The 15,239-nt window shown below is 66.0% G+C and carries 16 protein-coding genes; 11 read left to right on the top strand and 5 right to left on the bottom strand.

All coding sequences use genetic code 11. The annotated features are described in order from the left end of the window. Nucleotides 1–135 precede the first annotated feature (135 nt). Genes HUK65_RS01560 through HUK65_RS01550 form a run of 3 tightly spaced genes read left to right on the top strand, consistent with a single transcriptional unit; the run spans nucleotide 136 to nucleotide 2,254 of the window. Nucleotides 136–1,290: a bifunctional 2-C-methyl-D-erythritol 4-phosphate cytidylyltransferase/2-C-methyl-D-erythritol 2,4-cyclodiphosphate synthase gene (locus HUK65_RS01560; RefSeq protein WP_179904363.1), complete on the top strand. Its 1,155-nt coding sequence runs from the start codon at nucleotides 136–138 to the stop codon at nucleotides 1,288–1,290. Continuing rightward, the gene (locus HUK65_RS01555; RefSeq protein WP_179904362.1) at nucleotides 1,287–1,784 is read left to right on the top strand and encodes a phosphatidylglycerophosphatase A family protein; all 498 of its coding nucleotides are present in this window, start codon (nucleotides 1,287–1,289) and stop codon (nucleotides 1,782–1,784) included. Before HUK65_RS01560 ends, HUK65_RS01555 begins: the two co-directional genes overlap by 4 nt. Continuing rightward, nucleotides 1,781–2,254: a CinA family protein gene (locus HUK65_RS01550; RefSeq protein WP_179904361.1), complete on the top strand. Its 474-nt coding sequence runs from the start codon at nucleotides 1,781–1,783 to the stop codon at nucleotides 2,252–2,254. The genes HUK65_RS01555 and HUK65_RS01550 overlap by 4 nt, the downstream gene beginning before the upstream one ends. A 65-nt stretch (nucleotides 2,255–2,319) precedes the next feature. On the opposite strand, the gene rpsA is transcribed toward HUK65_RS01550, so the two are convergent. Both rpsA and HUK65_RS01540 read right to left on the bottom strand, forming a co-directional pair. After that, nucleotides 2,320–3,999, bottom strand: a complete 1,680-nt coding sequence (gene rpsA, locus HUK65_RS01545; protein ID WP_179904360.1) for a 30S ribosomal protein S1 — start codon at nucleotides 3,997–3,999, stop codon at nucleotides 2,320–2,322. A gap of 171 nt (nucleotides 4,000–4,170) precedes the next feature. After that, entirely contained in the window at nucleotides 4,171–4,329 is a 159-nt protein-coding gene (locus tag HUK65_RS01540; RefSeq protein ID WP_268839214.1) for a DUF2256 domain-containing protein, read from the bottom strand. Nucleotides 4,330–4,480: 151 nt separating this feature from the next. Here HUK65_RS01540 and HUK65_RS01535 point away from each other — a divergent pair, with 151 nt between their 5' ends. From HUK65_RS01535 to speB, 5 genes are all read left to right on the top strand, one after another. Beyond that, entirely contained in the window at nucleotides 4,481–5,482 is a 1,002-nt protein-coding gene (locus HUK65_RS01535) for a Hint domain-containing protein (protein WP_179904358.1), read from the top strand. 105 nt (nucleotides 5,483–5,587) lie between these two features. Then, a complete protein-coding gene (gene speA, locus HUK65_RS01530) occupies nucleotides 5,588–7,498 on the top strand; it encodes a biosynthetic arginine decarboxylase (RefSeq protein WP_235441696.1) in 1,911 nt (636 codons plus the stop codon). Then, nucleotides 7,491–8,717, top strand: coding sequence for a saccharopine dehydrogenase family protein (locus HUK65_RS01525; RefSeq protein ID WP_235441695.1), 1,227 nt, complete (start codon nucleotides 7,491–7,493; stop codon nucleotides 8,715–8,717). Before speA ends, HUK65_RS01525 begins: the two co-directional genes overlap by 8 nt. Beyond that, nucleotides 8,717–9,883: a carboxynorspermidine decarboxylase gene (locus HUK65_RS01520; protein ID WP_235441694.1), complete on the top strand. Its 1,167-nt coding sequence runs from the start codon at nucleotides 8,717–8,719 to the stop codon at nucleotides 9,881–9,883. The genes HUK65_RS01525 and HUK65_RS01520 overlap by 1 nt, the downstream gene beginning before the upstream one ends. Further along, on the top strand, nucleotides 9,880–10,734 hold the full coding sequence (gene speB, locus HUK65_RS01515) for an agmatinase (RefSeq protein WP_179904356.1): 855 nt from the start codon (nucleotides 9,880–9,882) through the stop codon (nucleotides 10,732–10,734). The genes HUK65_RS01520 and speB overlap by 4 nt, the downstream gene beginning before the upstream one ends. A gap of 138 nt (nucleotides 10,735–10,872) precedes the next feature. Here the strand turns inward: speB and HUK65_RS01510 are convergent, their stop codons facing one another. Then, nucleotides 10,873–11,349, bottom strand: a complete 477-nt coding sequence (locus tag HUK65_RS01510) for a D-galactarate dehydratase (RefSeq protein WP_235441693.1) — start codon at nucleotides 11,347–11,349, stop codon at nucleotides 10,873–10,875. A gap of 121 nt (nucleotides 11,350–11,470) precedes the next feature. Between HUK65_RS01510 and moaA the strand changes: the two genes are divergently transcribed. After that, nucleotides 11,471–12,475 carry a GTP 3',8-cyclase MoaA gene (gene moaA, locus HUK65_RS01505; RefSeq protein ID WP_179904354.1) on the top strand — a complete coding sequence of 335 codons (1,005 nt, stop codon included), beginning with the start codon at nucleotides 11,471–11,473 and terminating at the stop codon, nucleotides 12,473–12,475. Between the two features lie 41 nt (nucleotides 12,476–12,516). On the opposite strand, the gene HUK65_RS01500 is transcribed toward moaA, so the two are convergent. Continuing rightward, on the bottom strand, nucleotides 12,517–13,683 hold the full coding sequence (locus HUK65_RS01500; protein WP_179904353.1) for a thiolase family protein: 1,167 nt from the start codon (nucleotides 13,681–13,683) through the stop codon (nucleotides 12,517–12,519). A gap of 124 nt (nucleotides 13,684–13,807) precedes the next feature. Between HUK65_RS01500 and HUK65_RS01495 the strand changes: the two genes are divergently transcribed. Further along, nucleotides 13,808–14,149: an STAS domain-containing protein gene (locus tag HUK65_RS01495; RefSeq protein WP_179904352.1), complete on the top strand. Its 342-nt coding sequence runs from the start codon at nucleotides 13,808–13,810 to the stop codon at nucleotides 14,147–14,149. 32 nt (nucleotides 14,150–14,181) lie between these two features. Continuing rightward, entirely contained in the window at nucleotides 14,182–14,637 is a 456-nt protein-coding gene (locus tag HUK65_RS01490; protein WP_179904351.1) for an ATP-binding protein, read from the top strand. Between the two features lie 55 nt (nucleotides 14,638–14,692). Here HUK65_RS01490 and hspQ read toward each other — a convergent pair whose 3' ends face one another. Next, nucleotides 14,693–15,019 (bottom strand): heat shock protein HspQ, encoded by a 327-nt coding sequence (hspQ, locus tag HUK65_RS01485; RefSeq protein WP_179904350.1) that lies wholly within the window; start codon nucleotides 15,017–15,019, stop codon nucleotides 14,693–14,695. Nucleotides 15,020–15,239: the final 220 nt, after the last annotated feature.

The following is a 15,239-nucleotide window of genomic DNA, read 5'->3' as shown; positions in this document are numbered from 1 at the left end:
AATAAGGTCAGCAGTCTTGTGGCGCATTATTCATCATAAGGCTAAAAATTAGGCATTCATCCCCGGCAATCGCGCGAGTTGTCAGCACCCCCTGTCTGGCCCTATAGACAATTCGTCACTAACTGCGAAGGACTCATGTCAGATACCACCGCCATAATCATTGTCGCCGCCGGGCGTGGCACCCGCGCGGGCGGTGGCCTGCCGAAGCAATGGCGGGATCTGGCTGGCCAGCCGGTGCTGGTGCGCACGCTCCAGGCCCTCCGCGCCGCAGCGCCGGGGCGTTGCGTGCTGGTGGTCCATCCTGATGACATGCCCCGCGCCCGGGCGCTGCACATTGCCGACCTGACGCTGGTGCCGGGGGGCGCGAGCCGCGCGCAATCGGTGCGCAACGCGCTGGAAGCTCTGGCCCAGGACCCGCCCGCGCGGGTGCTGATCCATGACGGGGCGCGCCCTCTGGTCAGCGTCGCGCTGGTCGCGCGGGTGCTGGCCGCGCTGGAACATAGCCCCGGCGCCGCACCGGCGCTGGCGGTGACCGATGCGCTCTGGCGCGGCGAGGCCGGGCGGGTGCGCGGCACCGCCGACCGGACCGGCCTGTTTCGTGCCCAGACGCCGCAGGGGTTCCGCTTTGACGCCATTCTGGCCGCCCATCGCAGCCACGGCACCGAAGCCGCCGATGATGTTGAGATCGCGCGCGCCGCCGGGCTTGACGTTGCCATTGTCGAAGGCGAAGACGACAATATCAAGCTGACCTGGGCCGGCGATTTCGCCCGCGCCGAGGCGCTCTTGCGCAACAGGGACAAGGACAGGCCCATGGATATCCGCACCGGCAATGGCTATGACGTGCACCGCTTTGGCGAGGGCGAGGGCTGCTGGCTGTGCGGCGTTCTGGTGCCCCACACCCGCGGGCTGCAGGGCCATTCCGATGCCGATGTCGGCATGCACGCGCTGACCGATGCCATATATGGCGCGCTGGCCATGGGCGATATCGGCCAGCATTTCCCGCCCTCGGACCCGCAATGGAAGGGCGCGGCCAGCCATATCTTTCTGCGCCATGCCGCCGATCTGGCGCGCGATCAAGGCTTCACGCTGACCCATGCCGATGTGACGCTGATCTGCGAGCGGCCAAAGATCGGCCCCCACGCCCCGGCCATGCGCGCGGCATTGGCGCAGATCATGGGGCTGGAGGTCGCCCGCGTCAGCGTCAAGGCCACCACCTCGGAGCGACTGGGCTTCACGGGGCGCGAGGAAGGCATCGCAGCACTTGCCACCGCCACGCTGGTGCGGGCATGAGCTGGTCGCGCCTGCTGGCCACCTTCTTTGGCGCCGGGCTCTTGCGCCCTGCCCCGGGCACCTGGGGCACGCTGGCCGCGCTGCCGGTGGCCTGGGCGCTGCATGTGCTGGGCGGGTTCTGGCTGCTGGCGGCGGCGACGGTGGCGGTCTCGGCGCTGGGGTGGTGGGTGACGGTGATCGAAACCCGGGGACTGGAGGATCCGGACCCGTCCGAGATCGTCATCGACGAGGTTGCGGGCATGTGGCTGGCGCTCTGGCCGGTGTCGCTGGGGGCGATGATGCAGGGGGTGGCGATCACGGCGCTCTGGCCCGGCTGGGTGGTGGCGTTCCTGGCCTTTCGCTTCTTTGACATCACCAAACTGGGGCCGGTGGGCTGGGCGGACCGGCTGCACACGCCATTGGGCGTGATGCTGGATGACCTGATCGCGGGGGTGTTCGCCGCGCTGGTGGTGGTGGCCGCAGCCGCCCTGGCCCATGGGGTGCTGATGGGATGAGCCTTGCCGCGCAAGTGCTTGAGGCTGCACGCGAACGCGGCCTGATGATCGCCCCGGCCGAAAGCTGCACCGGGGGGATGGTGGCCGCCGCGCTGACCGATATCGCCGGATCCTCGGCCGTGGTGGAGCGGGGCTTTGTCACCTATTCCAACGCCGCCAAGGAACAGATGCTGGGGGTGCGCGCGGTGACGCTGGCCACCCATGGCGCCGTGTCCGAAGCTGTGGCGCAGGAGATGGCCGAGGGCGCGCTGGCGCGGTCCGAGGCCGACCTCAGCGTCGCCATCACCGGCATCGCCGGGCCAGGCGGGTCCGAGTTCAAGCCCGAAGGCCGCGTCTGCTTCGCCACCACCCTGCGCGGCGCCCCGACACTGGTGGAAACGGTGGAGTTCGGCGCCCCGGGCCGGGCCGAGGTGCGCGCCCGCGCGCGCGACCATGCGCTGGCCTTGCTGCTGGCGCGGCTGCACCCCTGAGCCAACGAAAAACCCCGCCCGTTTCCGGGCGGGGTCTTGGTTCCGTCATCCGACAACGCGGCGGATCAGTTACGATCCTTGAGCGCCGCGCCCAGAATGTCGCCCAGCGACGCACCGGCGTCCGAGGAGCCATACTGTTCGACGGCTTCCTTTTCCTCGGCGATCTCGCGCGCCTTGATCGACAGGCCCAGACGGCGGGTCTTGCTGTCCACGCTGGTCACGCGGGCATCGACCTTGTCGCCGACGCCGAAACGCTCGGGCCGCTGGTCGGCACGGTCACGGGCCAGGTCGGAGCGACGGATGAAGCTCTTCATGCCGTTGTATTCGACCTCGATCCCGCCATCCTCGATCGCCGTCACCGCACAGGTGACGATCGAGCCGCGCTTCACGCCTTCGACCGCATCCGAGAAGCTGTCGTTTTCCAGCGCCTTGATCGACAGCGAGATGCGCTCCTTGTCGGTATCCACCTCGGTCACCACGGCCTGCACCATGTCGCCCTTGCGGAATTCCTGGATGGCTTCCTCGCCGCGCTGATCCCAGCTCAGATCGGACAGGTGCACCATGCCGTCGATATCGCCTTCGAGGCCCACGAACAGGCCGAACTCGGTGATGTTCTTGACCTCGCCCTCGATCTGGGTGCCCACGGGGTGGGTTTCCTCGAACAGCTCCCACGGGTTGCGCATGGTCTGCTTCAGACCCAGTGACACGCGGCGCTTGGCGCTGTCGATCTCCAGCACCATGACCTCGACCTCCTGGCTGGTGGAGACGATCTTGCCGGGGTGCACGTTCTTCTTGGTCCAGGACATTTCCGAGACATGGACCAGACCTTCGACACCGGGCTCCAGCTCGACAAACGCGCCGTAATCGGTGATGTTGGTCACGCGGCCCTTGTGGACCGAGCCCAGCATGTAGTTGCGCTCGACCGCGTCCCAAGGATCGGCCTGCAGCTGCTTGATGCCCAGGCTGATGCGGTGCGTGTCCTTGTTGATCTTGATGACCTGCACCTTGAGCGTCTCGCCGATAGTGACGATCTCGGAGGGGTGGTTGACGCGGCGCCAGGCCATGTCGGTGACGTGCAGCAGCCCGTCCACACCGCCCAGATCCACAAAGGCGCCGTATTCGGTGATGTTCTTGACCACACCGTCGACGACCTGACCCTCGGCCAGCTTGGCGATGACCTCGGCGCGCTGTTCGGCGCGGCTCTCTTCCAGGATGGCGCGGCGCGAAACCACGATATTGCCGCGGCGGCGGTCCATCTTCAGGATCTGGAAGGGCTGCTTCAGACCCATCAGCGGGCCGGCATCGCGCACGGGGCGCACATCGACCTGGCTGCCCGGCAGGAAGGCCACGGCGCCGCCCAGATCGACGGTGAACCCGCCCTTGACGCGGCCGAAGATCGCGCCTTCGACGCGGTTTTCGTCGGCATAGGCTTTTTCCAGACGGTCCCAGGCGGCTTCGCGGCGGGCCTTGTCACGGCTGATGACAGCCTCGCCCCGGGCGTTTTCCACGCGGTCCAGATAGACCTCGACCTCATCGCCGATCGAAATGTCGGGCGCTTCGCCGGGGTTTGCGAATTCCTTCAGCTCGACCCGGCCTTCCATCTTGTAGCCGATGTCGATGATGGCCTGGCCCGCCTCGATGGCGATGACCTTGCCGGTGACAACCGATCCTTCGTTCGGTGTGTCCAGTTCGAGGCTCTCATTGAGCATGGCCTCGAAATCTTCCATGGTAGCTTTGGCGCACATGCGGTTCAGTTTCCTTTGCGTTCGATTTGACTGGCCAGACGGTTGGCTCCGCCGGTCTGTTGCACTTCGGGTGAAACGCGCAAAAAGCGGCGCGGGGTGATCCCGCCCGCGTGTCTGCCACGCAGCCCGATGCGCGCGTCTATAGTCGCCCCAAGGGCGCAGGGCAAGGGATTATGCGTCCCCGCCCGTGCCGGAGGCAGGCCCGGCCCGGCGGCAACGCTCTGAGCAGTAGCGCACCTGCTCCCAGACCTGCGCCCATTTGCGCCGCCATGCAAAGGGCCGTCCGCAGGCCATGCAGGTCTTTTGCGGCAGGTCCTGTTTGCGGCGCATTCTTGGCATGGGCGTCTCCTTGCGGGTCGGTGGCACAGATGGTGCGGGCGGGCCAAAGGGCAAGCGCACTCTGGTTGCCTGCATGGGTTTCTGCTAATGTGTTGCCAGGCGCCGCCGCCAGACGCGGTGCATCCAGAGGCAGGCACGGCAGATGGTTCAGAATTCATGCCCCAGGGGCGTCTTTGCGCTGGACTGGGCGCAGACCGAAACCGATGGCATCCCCGGCGCGCCCGAGGACGCCCTGCGCCCGGGCGCCGAATGGCGTTATCACGGGGCGGCGCTGCGGATGGACCGGGCGGGCAATGTGCTGGACCTGCCGCTGCCGTCGGTCCTGACCGGCCTGCGCCGCCGCGCCGCCGGTATTGCCGCGCGGCTGAGCGGGCGCGAGGCCCCGATGCGCGCCCCTGCGGATGATGCGCCGCCCGAGGCCCCGTCCGACGGCTTTACCCTGACCGATGGCCATGCGCGGTTCGAGGGTCGGCTGCTGCGCGCCACGGATGGCACCCTGCGCGCGGTGGTGATCACCCCGGCCCTGCCCGCGCCGGGGCAACCGCTGTGGGTGCTGGCCTGCACGCCGGGCCGGGCCACGCGCGAAGACCTGCAGCTGGCCTGTGCCGGTGCCGATACGCTGATTGATACGCCACAGGGGCCGCGCCCGGCAGACAGCCTGCGGGCCGGTGACCTTGTCCTGACGGTCGATGCCGGAGCACAGCCGCTGTTGTCGGTGCAGCCCCAGCGCCTTGACGCCGAAACCCTGCGCCGCCGCCCTGCCCTGCGCCCCATCCGCATCGCACCCGGCGCGCTGCCGGGCCTGACCCTTTCCGAAGCGCTCACCCTCGGCCCCGATCAGCGCATCCTGCTGACCGACCCGCGCGCCACGGCCTTGTTTGGCTGCGATCAGGTTCTGGCCCGCGCCCGCGACCTGCTGGACCACCACGGCATCCGCACCGACCATGCCCCCCATGGCGCCAGCTATGTGCATCTTCTGCTGGAAGGCCACCATCTGCTGCAGGCCCAGGGCGGGGTGATCGACAGCCTGCACCCCGCCGAAGCCGCCCCGGCGACCCGCCCCCATCTGACGGATCCCGCAGCCGATGCCCCCTATGTCCGCCGATTGCTTGATACCGGCGAAACCGCGCTGCTGGCGGCCTGAACCGTCACAAAGAATCCATCGCTGCGGTTGTATTTTTCCTTGTGAAATGGGTCCGGTATTTCTATGGCGGAGCCTCATTTCGTCCGGCACGGAGAGGCAGTTCCCATGGATGACACGGTGTTCAAGAGCTACGCCATTCACCGCTGGGGCAAGGGGATTCTGGGCCTATGCGCCAATGGCGATCTGGGGCTGGTCAACCCCGCGCGCCCCGATGATCCGCCCGCAAGCCTGCCGCAACTTCTGCACAACCTGAGCGCGCGCGGGATCGATGCGCCGCTGATCCTGCGGGTGGGGGCGTTCCTGCGCCGCTCGCTCGATGATCTGAACACCACCTTTGCCCGCGCGATTGCGGCCAATGGCTATGGCGGCGTTTATCGCGGTGTGTTTCCGATCAAGGTGAACCAGCAGGCCGAAGTCGTTGACCGCATTGTGGAATACGGCCGCCCCTATGGCTTCGGACTGGAGGCTGGCAGCAAGCCGGAGCTCATCCTGGCGCTCTCGCGCAATCTGCCCGAAGGCGCGCTGCTGATCTGCAACGGGATCAAGGATGCCGAATACGTGCGGCTGGGCATCCTGGCGCGCAAGGCGGGGATCAACTGCTGTCTGGTCATCGAAAGCCCGGGCGAGCTGAACACCGTCATCGCCGAGGCCAGGCGCCTGGGCGAGAAACCCATGCTCGGCGTGCGCATCAAGCTGACCCGGCGGGTCAGCGGCAACTGGGCCGACAGCTCGGGCGACCGGTCCACCTTTGGCCTGACCACCAAGGAAGTGGTGGACATGCTGGAAACCCTGCGCGCCGCCGACATGCTGGACTGCCTGCGCCTGCAACATTCGCATCTGGGCAGCCAGGTTCCGCAGATCATGGACATCCGCCAGGCCGTGGATGAAGCCTGCCGCTTCTTCACCGAACTGCGCCGTCTGGGCGCGCCGCTGGACTATCTGGACCTGGGCGGGGGCCTGGGCATCGACTACACCGGCGAGGCGCGCGCCACCGACAATTCCATGAACTACACACTGGACGAATATTGCGCCAATATCGTCGAAACCGTCCGCTACGCCATGGATGAGGCCGGCCAGCCCCACCCCACGCTGGTCACCGAAAGCGGGCGCGCCATCGTCGCGCATTCCTCGATGCTGATCGCCGATATCCTGGAGGCCAGCTATTTCGACCGCTCCGAACCGGTCACGCCTGAAGGTGACGACCACCACATGCTGTCGGACATCGCCGCAATCACCGGCTATCTGACGCCGCGCCGCGTGCAGGAATGCCTCAACGATGCCGAATACTATCGCGAGGAACTGCGCGCGCTCTTCCGTCGCGGGGTGATCGACATCGAACAAGTCGCGCGGGCAGAACAGATTTTCCTCTATGTGGTGGGGCGGATCAAGGATCTGGTGACCCAGTCCGGCGATGTCCCCCCCGAGGTCCGCGAGGAGCTGAACGAGCACCGAGATATCTACCGCGCCAATTTCTCACTGTTCCAGTCGCTGCCCGATGTCTGGGCCATCGACCAGGTGCTGCCCATCGCGCCCCTGCAACGGCTGGACGAAGCCCCCACCCGGCGCGCGGTGCTGTCGGACATCACCTGCGACAGCGACGGCAAGATCGCGCAGTTCGTGCTGGAGGACGGGATCGACAATGCTCTGCCCCTGCATGAACTTCGCCCTGCAGAGCGTTACCATATAGGAGTTTTTCTGGTTGGCGCCTATCAGGAAACCCTGGGCGATCTGCACAACCTGTTCGGCGATACCAATGTGGTGACGGTGGATTTCAATGACGAGGGCGTGCTGGAACTGCAGCATGAGGTCGAAGGCGACACCGTTTCCGAAGTGCTGGCAGCGGTGGAATATGAGCCGCGCCAATGCCTTGACGCCTTCAAGGCGATTGTCGAGCGCGCCGTGCGGTCCGGGCGGATCAACCCCGGCCAGCGCAAGATCCTGATGAACACCTACCGCGAAGCCCTTGGCGGCTATACATATTACGAACATCTGCATGAGGAGGAAGCCCATGGCTGACATGAACAAGGACGTTCTGGTGATCGGCGCCGGGGGCGTGGCCTCGGTCACGCTGCACAAGATGGCGATGAACCGGGACCTGTTCCCCGGCCGCATCGCCGTCGCCAGCCGCACGCTGAGCAAATGCGAGGCGATTGCCGAGTCCGTCAAGGCGCGCACCGGGCAGGTGATCGAAACCTACCAGATCGACGCCGATGACGTAGGGGCCACGGTGGCGCTGATCGAAACCGTGAAGCCCGCGCTGCTGGTCAACCTCGCGCTGCCCTATCAGGATCTGGCGCTGATGGAGGCCTGCCTGCGCACCGGCGTTCACTATCTGGACACCGCCAACTATGAGCCGCCCGAGGAAGCCAAGTTCGAATATTCGCACCAGTGGAAGTTGCATGAACGGTTCGAAAAAGCCGGGCTGATGGCCACGCTGGGGGTGGGCTTCGATCCGGGCGTGACCAGCATCTTCGCGGCCTATGTGCGCAAGCATTACCTCTCGGGCATCCGGCTGATCGACATTCTGGATTGCAACGGCGGTGATCACGGCCACCCCTTCGCCACCAATTTCAACCCCGAGATCAACATCCGCGAAGTCACGGCCGAGGTGAAGCACTGGGAAAACGGCGGCTGGGTGACCTCACCCGCCATGTCCACCATGGTCGAATTCGACTTCGATCAGGTCGGCCCCAAGAACATGTATCTGATGTATCACGAGGAGCTGGAGTCGCTGGTCACGCATTTCCCCGAGATCGAGCGCGCCCGTTTCTGGATGACCTTTGGCGATGCCTATATCCAGCATGTGACCGTCCTGCAAAATGTCGGCATGACCGGCATCGAGCCGGTGGAGTATGAGGGCCACCAGATCATCCCGCTGCAATTCCTGAAAGCCGTGCTGCCCAATCCCGGCGATCTGGGCGAACGGACCAAGGGCAAGACCAATATCGGCGATATCATCACCGGCCCCGCCAAGGATGGCTCCGGCGAAAAGACCTATTACATCAACAATATCTGCGACCATGAGGAGTGTTTCCGCGAGGTCGGCAGCCAGGCGGTCAGCTACACCACTGGCGTGCCCGCCATGATCGGCGCAGCGCTGATGCTTGATGGCACCTGGAGCGGCGCGGGCGTGTTCAACACCGAACAGCTGGACCCCGACCGCTTCATGGAGATGCTCAACGCCCATGGCCTGCCGTGGAAGATCACGGAACTCTCGGCCCCGGTCGATTTCTGATGGCCATGCAGACCCATGCGGGCGATCCGGGCGCTTTCGCCCGGTTCGCCCTTGATCGCGTCCCCTCGCCCTGTTTCGTGGTGGATGAGGCGCGGCTGGAGGCCAACCTGCGGGTGCTGGCCGATATCCAGACCCGGTCTGGCGCCACGGTGCTCTGCGCGCTCAAGGCGTTTTCCATGTGGGAGCTGGCGCCACTTGTCAGCCGCTACCTCTCGGGCGTCTGCGCCTCGGGCCTGTGGGAGGCACGGCTGGGGCGCGAGCATTACGGCGGGATCGTCGAAACCTTTGCCGCCGGCTACAAACCGGACGAGATGGCCGAGATCATCGCGCTGTCGGACCATATCGTGTTCAACACCCCCGCCGCCAAAGCGCGCTTCCTGCCGATGATCCGCGACGCCGCGCGCGAGATCCATGTGGGCCTGCGCTTCAACCCCGGCCTGCCCATGGGCGAGGATCCGAAATATGACCCCGCCGCCCCCGGCTCTCGCCTGGGCACACCGCTGGATCAGATCGACGACGCCGCGCTGGAGGGCGTGGACGGGCTGCATATGCATACGCTCTGCGAACAGGACCTGACCCCCCTGCTGGCCATCTGGGACCATATCGCTCCGCGCATCCGCGCCCTGGCGCCGCGGCTGAAATGGATCAATTTCGGCGGCGGCCACCATATCACGCGGGCCGATTATGACCGCGAGGGGCTGATCGCCTTCCTGCAGCGCGTGCGCGCGGAAACCGGCCTGCACTGCTATCTGGAACCGGGCGAGGCTGTGGCGCTGGATGCCGGTATTCTGGTGGGCGAAGTGCTGGATGTGGTGGAGAATGACGGGCCGAACGCGATCCTGGACATATCCGCCACCTGCCACATGCCCGATGTGATCGAGGCCCCCTACCGCCCGGCCCTGCTGGGTGAGGGCGGCGAAACCCTTGTGCGGCTGGGGGGACCAAGTTGTCTGGCGGGCGATGTGATCGGGCGATATGCGTTCGGTGCTGTCCCGGCCATCGGCAGCCGCGTGGCCTTTCTGGACCAGGCGCATTATTCAATGGTCAAGACCACCACCTTCAACGGCGTCCGCCTGCCCGCTCTGGCGGTCTGGAACAGCGACAGCGACGCGCTGCGCGTCATCCGCGAATTTGACTATCAGGACTTCAAGGGCCGCCTCTCATGATCTTTCTGGACAGCGAACTGACCCCCGAGGAGCGCCGCGCCACCGCGCAATTCCACGTCATCCCCATGCCGCTGGAAAAGACCGTCAGTTATGGGTCGGGCACCACGCGCGGCCCGGCGGCGCTGATTGCGGCCTCGGACCAGTTGGAGCGGCTGTGGCGTGGGATGGAGCCCTGCGCCGAGGGCATCCACACCACCGCGCCCATCGACTGCGACCAGCCCATCGCCCGCGCCCTGGCGGATCTGGAGGCCCGCACCGCCGCCATCACCCGCGCGGGCAAGCTGCCGGTCACGCTGGGCGGCGAGCACAGCCTGACCTGGGGCGCGGTGCGTGGGGTCGCCGCGGGGTTGGGGCGGCGCGTGGGCGTGGTCCAGATCGATGCCCATGCCGATCTGCGCCGCGCCTATCAGGGCGAGCGTCACAGCCATGCCTCGGTCATGCAACTGCTGGTGGAGGAAGAGGGCATCGCTCTGGCGCAATTCGGCGTCCGCGCCCTGTCCTCGGAAGAAGCCGCGCTGCGCGAGACGCTGGAGGTGGATTTCGTCGATGCCGAGGAACTGGTGACCGACAACATCTACGAGATCACCCTGCCCGAGGATTTCCCGGAGGATGTCTACATCAGCTTTGACGTGGACGGGCTGGATGCGGCGATCATGCCCGCCACCGGCACGCCGGTGCCAGGGGGGCTGGGCTATTATCAGGCGCTATCGCTGGTGCGCAGCGCGCTGAAGGGGCGGCGCTGCGTGGGGATCGATGTGGTGGAACTGGCCCCCATCGAGGGCGCGCCGGTCTGGGATTTCACCGCCGCGCAAGTAACCTATGCGCTGATGGGGATTGCGCGGGGCGGCTGATGCAAGCTCCTGTTTGCAACGGGCGGAGGCAAGCGCCCCCGAGCCGCGCCCACCCACCCACCCTGCACGCCTCGGGGGCGCTGTCCGATGCAGACATCGGACAGGGTCGGTGGGGGCAGGTTGCGCCGCGCGCCGGGATCACTGGCTGAAGACGGTCAGGCGGGGCAGATCTGTCAAGGGCACCTCCAGCGCGCGGAAGGCTGCGAGCGACAGCTGGCTGCCCGCGCCGGGCGCGCTGCCCGAGGGGCGCAGTTCCACCTGCACCGACGCGCCGCCCCGGGTTTCCACCCGCCCTTGCTGCGCCTCGGTGACAAGCCCTGTACGCAGCCAGAACCCGCCCTCGGCCGGGTTGCCGAGCGAGGCCAGGGTTTCCCCCAGCTGCGCGCCCGCAGCGGCTGGCGCGGTGGCAGCGGCGCGCTCTTCAGGGGTGGTTCGATCCAGGGTTTCGGCGGTGCGCACGGCGCTGCGCGCCAGCGGCGGCAGGGCGTCGACGCCCTCCTCTCCCGGGCGTGCCTGCGGGCGCACGGTTTCGGCATCCGGCGTCTGCACGGAGACGTCTGGCGCGGCGGCGCGCTGGAACGGCCCGGAATCGCCACAGGCGGCCAAAAGCAGCATGGCCAATGTCAGGGATGCAAAAAGGAATCTGGACCTCATGCGCGCAACCTACTTCCGACAAAGGTCCACGGCAACCGTCAAGGCACTTGCCGCCGCGCGCAGAGCTGCATAGATTTCGCGCATGACAGCGCCACTCATCGACCCGTTCGCCCGCCCGATCAGCTATCTCCGTGTCTCGGTCACGGACCGCTGCGATTTCCGCTGTGTCTATTGCATGGCCGAAAACATGACCTTCCTGCCGAAGAAGGAGCTTCTGACACTGGAGGAGCTGGACCGCATGTGCTCCACCTTTGTCCGGCTGGGGGTCGAAAAGCTGCGCATCACCGGGGGTGAGCCGTTGGTGCGCAAGGGGATCATGACCTTCTTCGAACGCATGAACCGGCATCTGGAAAGCGGCGCGCTGAAGGAGTTGACGCTGACCACCAATGGCAGCCAGCTGCGCCGTTTCGCCCGCGAACTGGCCGATTGCGGCGTGCGGCGGATCAATATTTCCATGGACACGCTGGATGACAAGAAATTCGCCGATATCACCCGCTGGGGCCGCCTGGCCCAGGTGCTGGACGGGATCGATGCCGCGCAGGAGGCCGGGCTGCGCGTGAAAATCAACGCCGTGGCGCTGAAAGGCTTCAACGAGGATGAGCTGTTCACCATGCAGGAATGGTGCGCCGCGCGCGACATGGACATGACCTGGATCGAGGTCATGCCCATGGGCGATCTGGGCAACGAGGACCGGCTGGATCAATACTGGTCGCTCAAGGACCTGCGCGCGCGGCTGGCCGAACGCTTCACTCTGGTTGATCTGGCCGAACGGACCGGCGGCCCCGCCCGCTATGTGCGGATCGAGGAAACCGGCCAGAAGATCGGCTTCATCACGCCGCTGACGCATAATTTCTGCGAAAGCTGCAATCGCGTGCGCCTGACCTGCACGGGCGAGCTTTACATGTGCCTGGGTCAGGAGGATATGGCCGATCTGCGCGCGCCGCTGCGGGCGTCAGACGATGACGCCCTGCTGGAAGCTGCGATCCGCGAGGCGATCACCCGCAAACCCAAGGGCCATGACTTCGACTATTCGCGCCAGAAGGTGGATGGGCAGGTCTCGCGCCACATGAGCCACACGGGCGGCTGACAGGAGCGGCTGAGTGAGGCGCCCGAAAGCGCCCCGGTTGCTCAGGGACGTTCCAGCGCGATGGCGGTGCCCTCGCCCCCGCCGATGCAGATGGCGGCGATGCCGCGCTTCAGCCCGCGGGCTTCCAGCGCGTGCAGCAGCGTCACCATGATCCGCGCGCCCGAGGCGCCGATGGGATGCCCCAGCGCGCAGGCGCCGCCGTTGACGTTCATACGGTCACGCGGGATGCCCATTTCGCGCATGAAGGCCATGGGAACAACGGCGAAGGCCTCGTTCACCTCCCACAGATCCACGCTGTCCACGCTCCACCCCAGCCGGTCCAGCAGTTTCTGCGCGGCAGGCACCGGCGCGGTGGTGAACCAGCCCGGTTCCTGGGCGTGGCTGGCATGGCCGCGCACATGGGCGCGCACCGGCAGGCCCGCCCCCGCATGGGTCATGACCAGCGCCGCCGCCCCGTCCGAGATGGAGCTGGCATTGGCGGCGGTAACGGTGCCCTCGGCCCGGAAGGCGGGTTTGAGCTGCGGGATCTTGTCCGGGCGGGCGTTGCCGGGTTGCTCATCGGTGCTGACGGTGGTGCTGCCCTTGCGTCCGGCCAGGGTAACGGGCGTGATCTCGGCATCGAAGGCGCCCTGCTCCTGCGCCGCCAGGGCGTTCGAGAGTGAGCCCAGAGCGTATTCGTCCTGCGCCTCGCGCGTGAACTGGTAGTGGCTGGCGCAATCCTCGGCGAAGGTGCCCATCAGACGGCCCTTGTCATAGGCATCCTCCAGCCCGTCCAGGAACATGTGGTCGATCACCTGCCCATGGCCCAGCCGGGCGCCGGCGCGCATCTTTGGCAGCAGATAGGGGGCCTCGGACATGCTTTCCATGCCGCCGGCCACCACGATCCCGGCGGCGCCAAGGGCGATCTGGTCATGGGCAATCATCGCCGCCTTCATGCCCGAACCGCACATCTTGTTCAGCGTGGTGGCGGGGACCGCCTGGGTCAGCCCCGCCGCGAACCCGGCCTGTCGTGCAGGGGCCTGGCCCTGACCTGCGGGCAGCACGCAGCCCATCAGAAGCTCCTCAACCTGGGCGGGATCAACCCCGGCGCCCTCCATGGCCGCACGAATCGCAGCCCCCCCCAATCGCGCTGCCGGAACACCCGCAAATACCCCCTGCAGCCCGCCCATTGGGGTCCTGGACGCCCCGATGATCACCACATCCCGCATAACCCATCCTCCCGGATATCCATAACCTCAGGTTGCAAACCTCTTGGTAACGAATCTCGCATAGCCTTGATTGTGACCGATCGTCAATCGGCCAGCCACAGCGCAACCAGCGACCGAGGATTCGATGAACATATCAACGCAGGACCTGAATGGCGCGCTCGTCATCACGCTGGAGGAGCAACGCCTTGATGCAGCGGTCGCGCTCAGTTTCAAGGAAGCCGTGCGCGAGGCGCTGGCAGAGCCGGGCGCACCGGTGATCCTGGACATGTCCCGGGTGGATTTCCTGGACAGCAGCGGGCTGGGCGCGGTGGTCGCGGTGATGAAGCTGCTGGGAGGCGACCGGCGGCTGGAACTGAGTGGCCTGACCCCGAATGTGGCCAAGGTGTTCCGTCTGACGCGGATGGATACGGTGTTTACCCTGCATGACCGGCTGCCAGAGCGCGGCGCGTCGCAGGCTACCGGATAAGGGGACGCGCCATGTGTGGCAGGATTGTCAAGGTGACCAGGGACAACATACCTCCAGATGAACCCGGCGCGGGCAGCGGATTTGCCTGCGTCTTTCAATCCGGGGACATGCAGACGCGCAAGGTCATGCTGCGCCTGCGCAACCACCTTCGCACGCAAGGCGTGGATGATGCCACCCTTGGCACTGCGGAGCTTGTCCTGGCCGAGGTCTGCAACAACATCACCGAACACGGATACGCAACGGCACCGGGCCCGATCCAGCTGGTCCTGCACTGCGAAGGCGATGGGCTGGTCTGCATTGTCACGGACTACGGCGTCCCCTTGCCCGAGGGGACACCTCCGAGCGCCCCACCGGATCCGCCCTGGTGCCTGCCCGAAGGCGGGTTCGGCTGGCACATCATTCGAACCCTGACCGACCGGCTGGACTATCACTGTCACCCGGGATTCAATCGGCTGGACCTGCGCATACCGATTCTGCCAGTCAACTGAGGGGGGTGGACCTTCGCACCGCCGCAGCCCGATCCGGCTGCGGGCATCGCTGCGGTCAGTTCAGTTGCACCTGCAGCGGATAGATACCGTCGCTGAAGTCACCGAACAGATCGCCCAGGTCCGGGTGCTCGATCGGTTCACCCGAATCGTCAGGCAGCAGGTTCTGCTCGGACACATAGGCCACATAATAGCACTGCTCGTTCTCGGCCAGCAGGTGGTAGAAGGGCTGCTCCTTGGCGGGACGGCTGTCCTCGGGGATGGCCTCATACCATTCATCGGAATTGGAGAAACTCGGGTCCACGTCGAATACAACGCCCCGGAACGGATGCTTCCGGTGGCGGACAATCTGCCCGAGGTGATATTTGGCAATTGTTTTATTCATGTTTTTTCCTCAATCATTCTTTAACCGTTAAGGCAAGGCATGTCCATTGGCCGGACTGGCCCGGGGGCGAAACAGTGTGTCGCGCCATGCGTGACGGCAACGGGCTTTCCGCAGCGCAGCATTGCCAACCAGAGTGATAGCAGCTATGCAAAACGGGCGTTGCACGGAGCGTGTTCCGCCGATCCGGATTATCCCGCTCCGCCGCTATGGAGAGAGGAGC

Source organism: Rhabdonatronobacter sediminivivens (assembly GCF_013415485.1).
Classification (GTDB): domain Bacteria; phylum Pseudomonadota; class Alphaproteobacteria; order Rhodobacterales; family Rhodobacteraceae; genus Rhabdonatronobacter; species Rhabdonatronobacter sediminivivens.
This window is presented reverse-complemented; position numbering and strand designations above follow the sequence as displayed.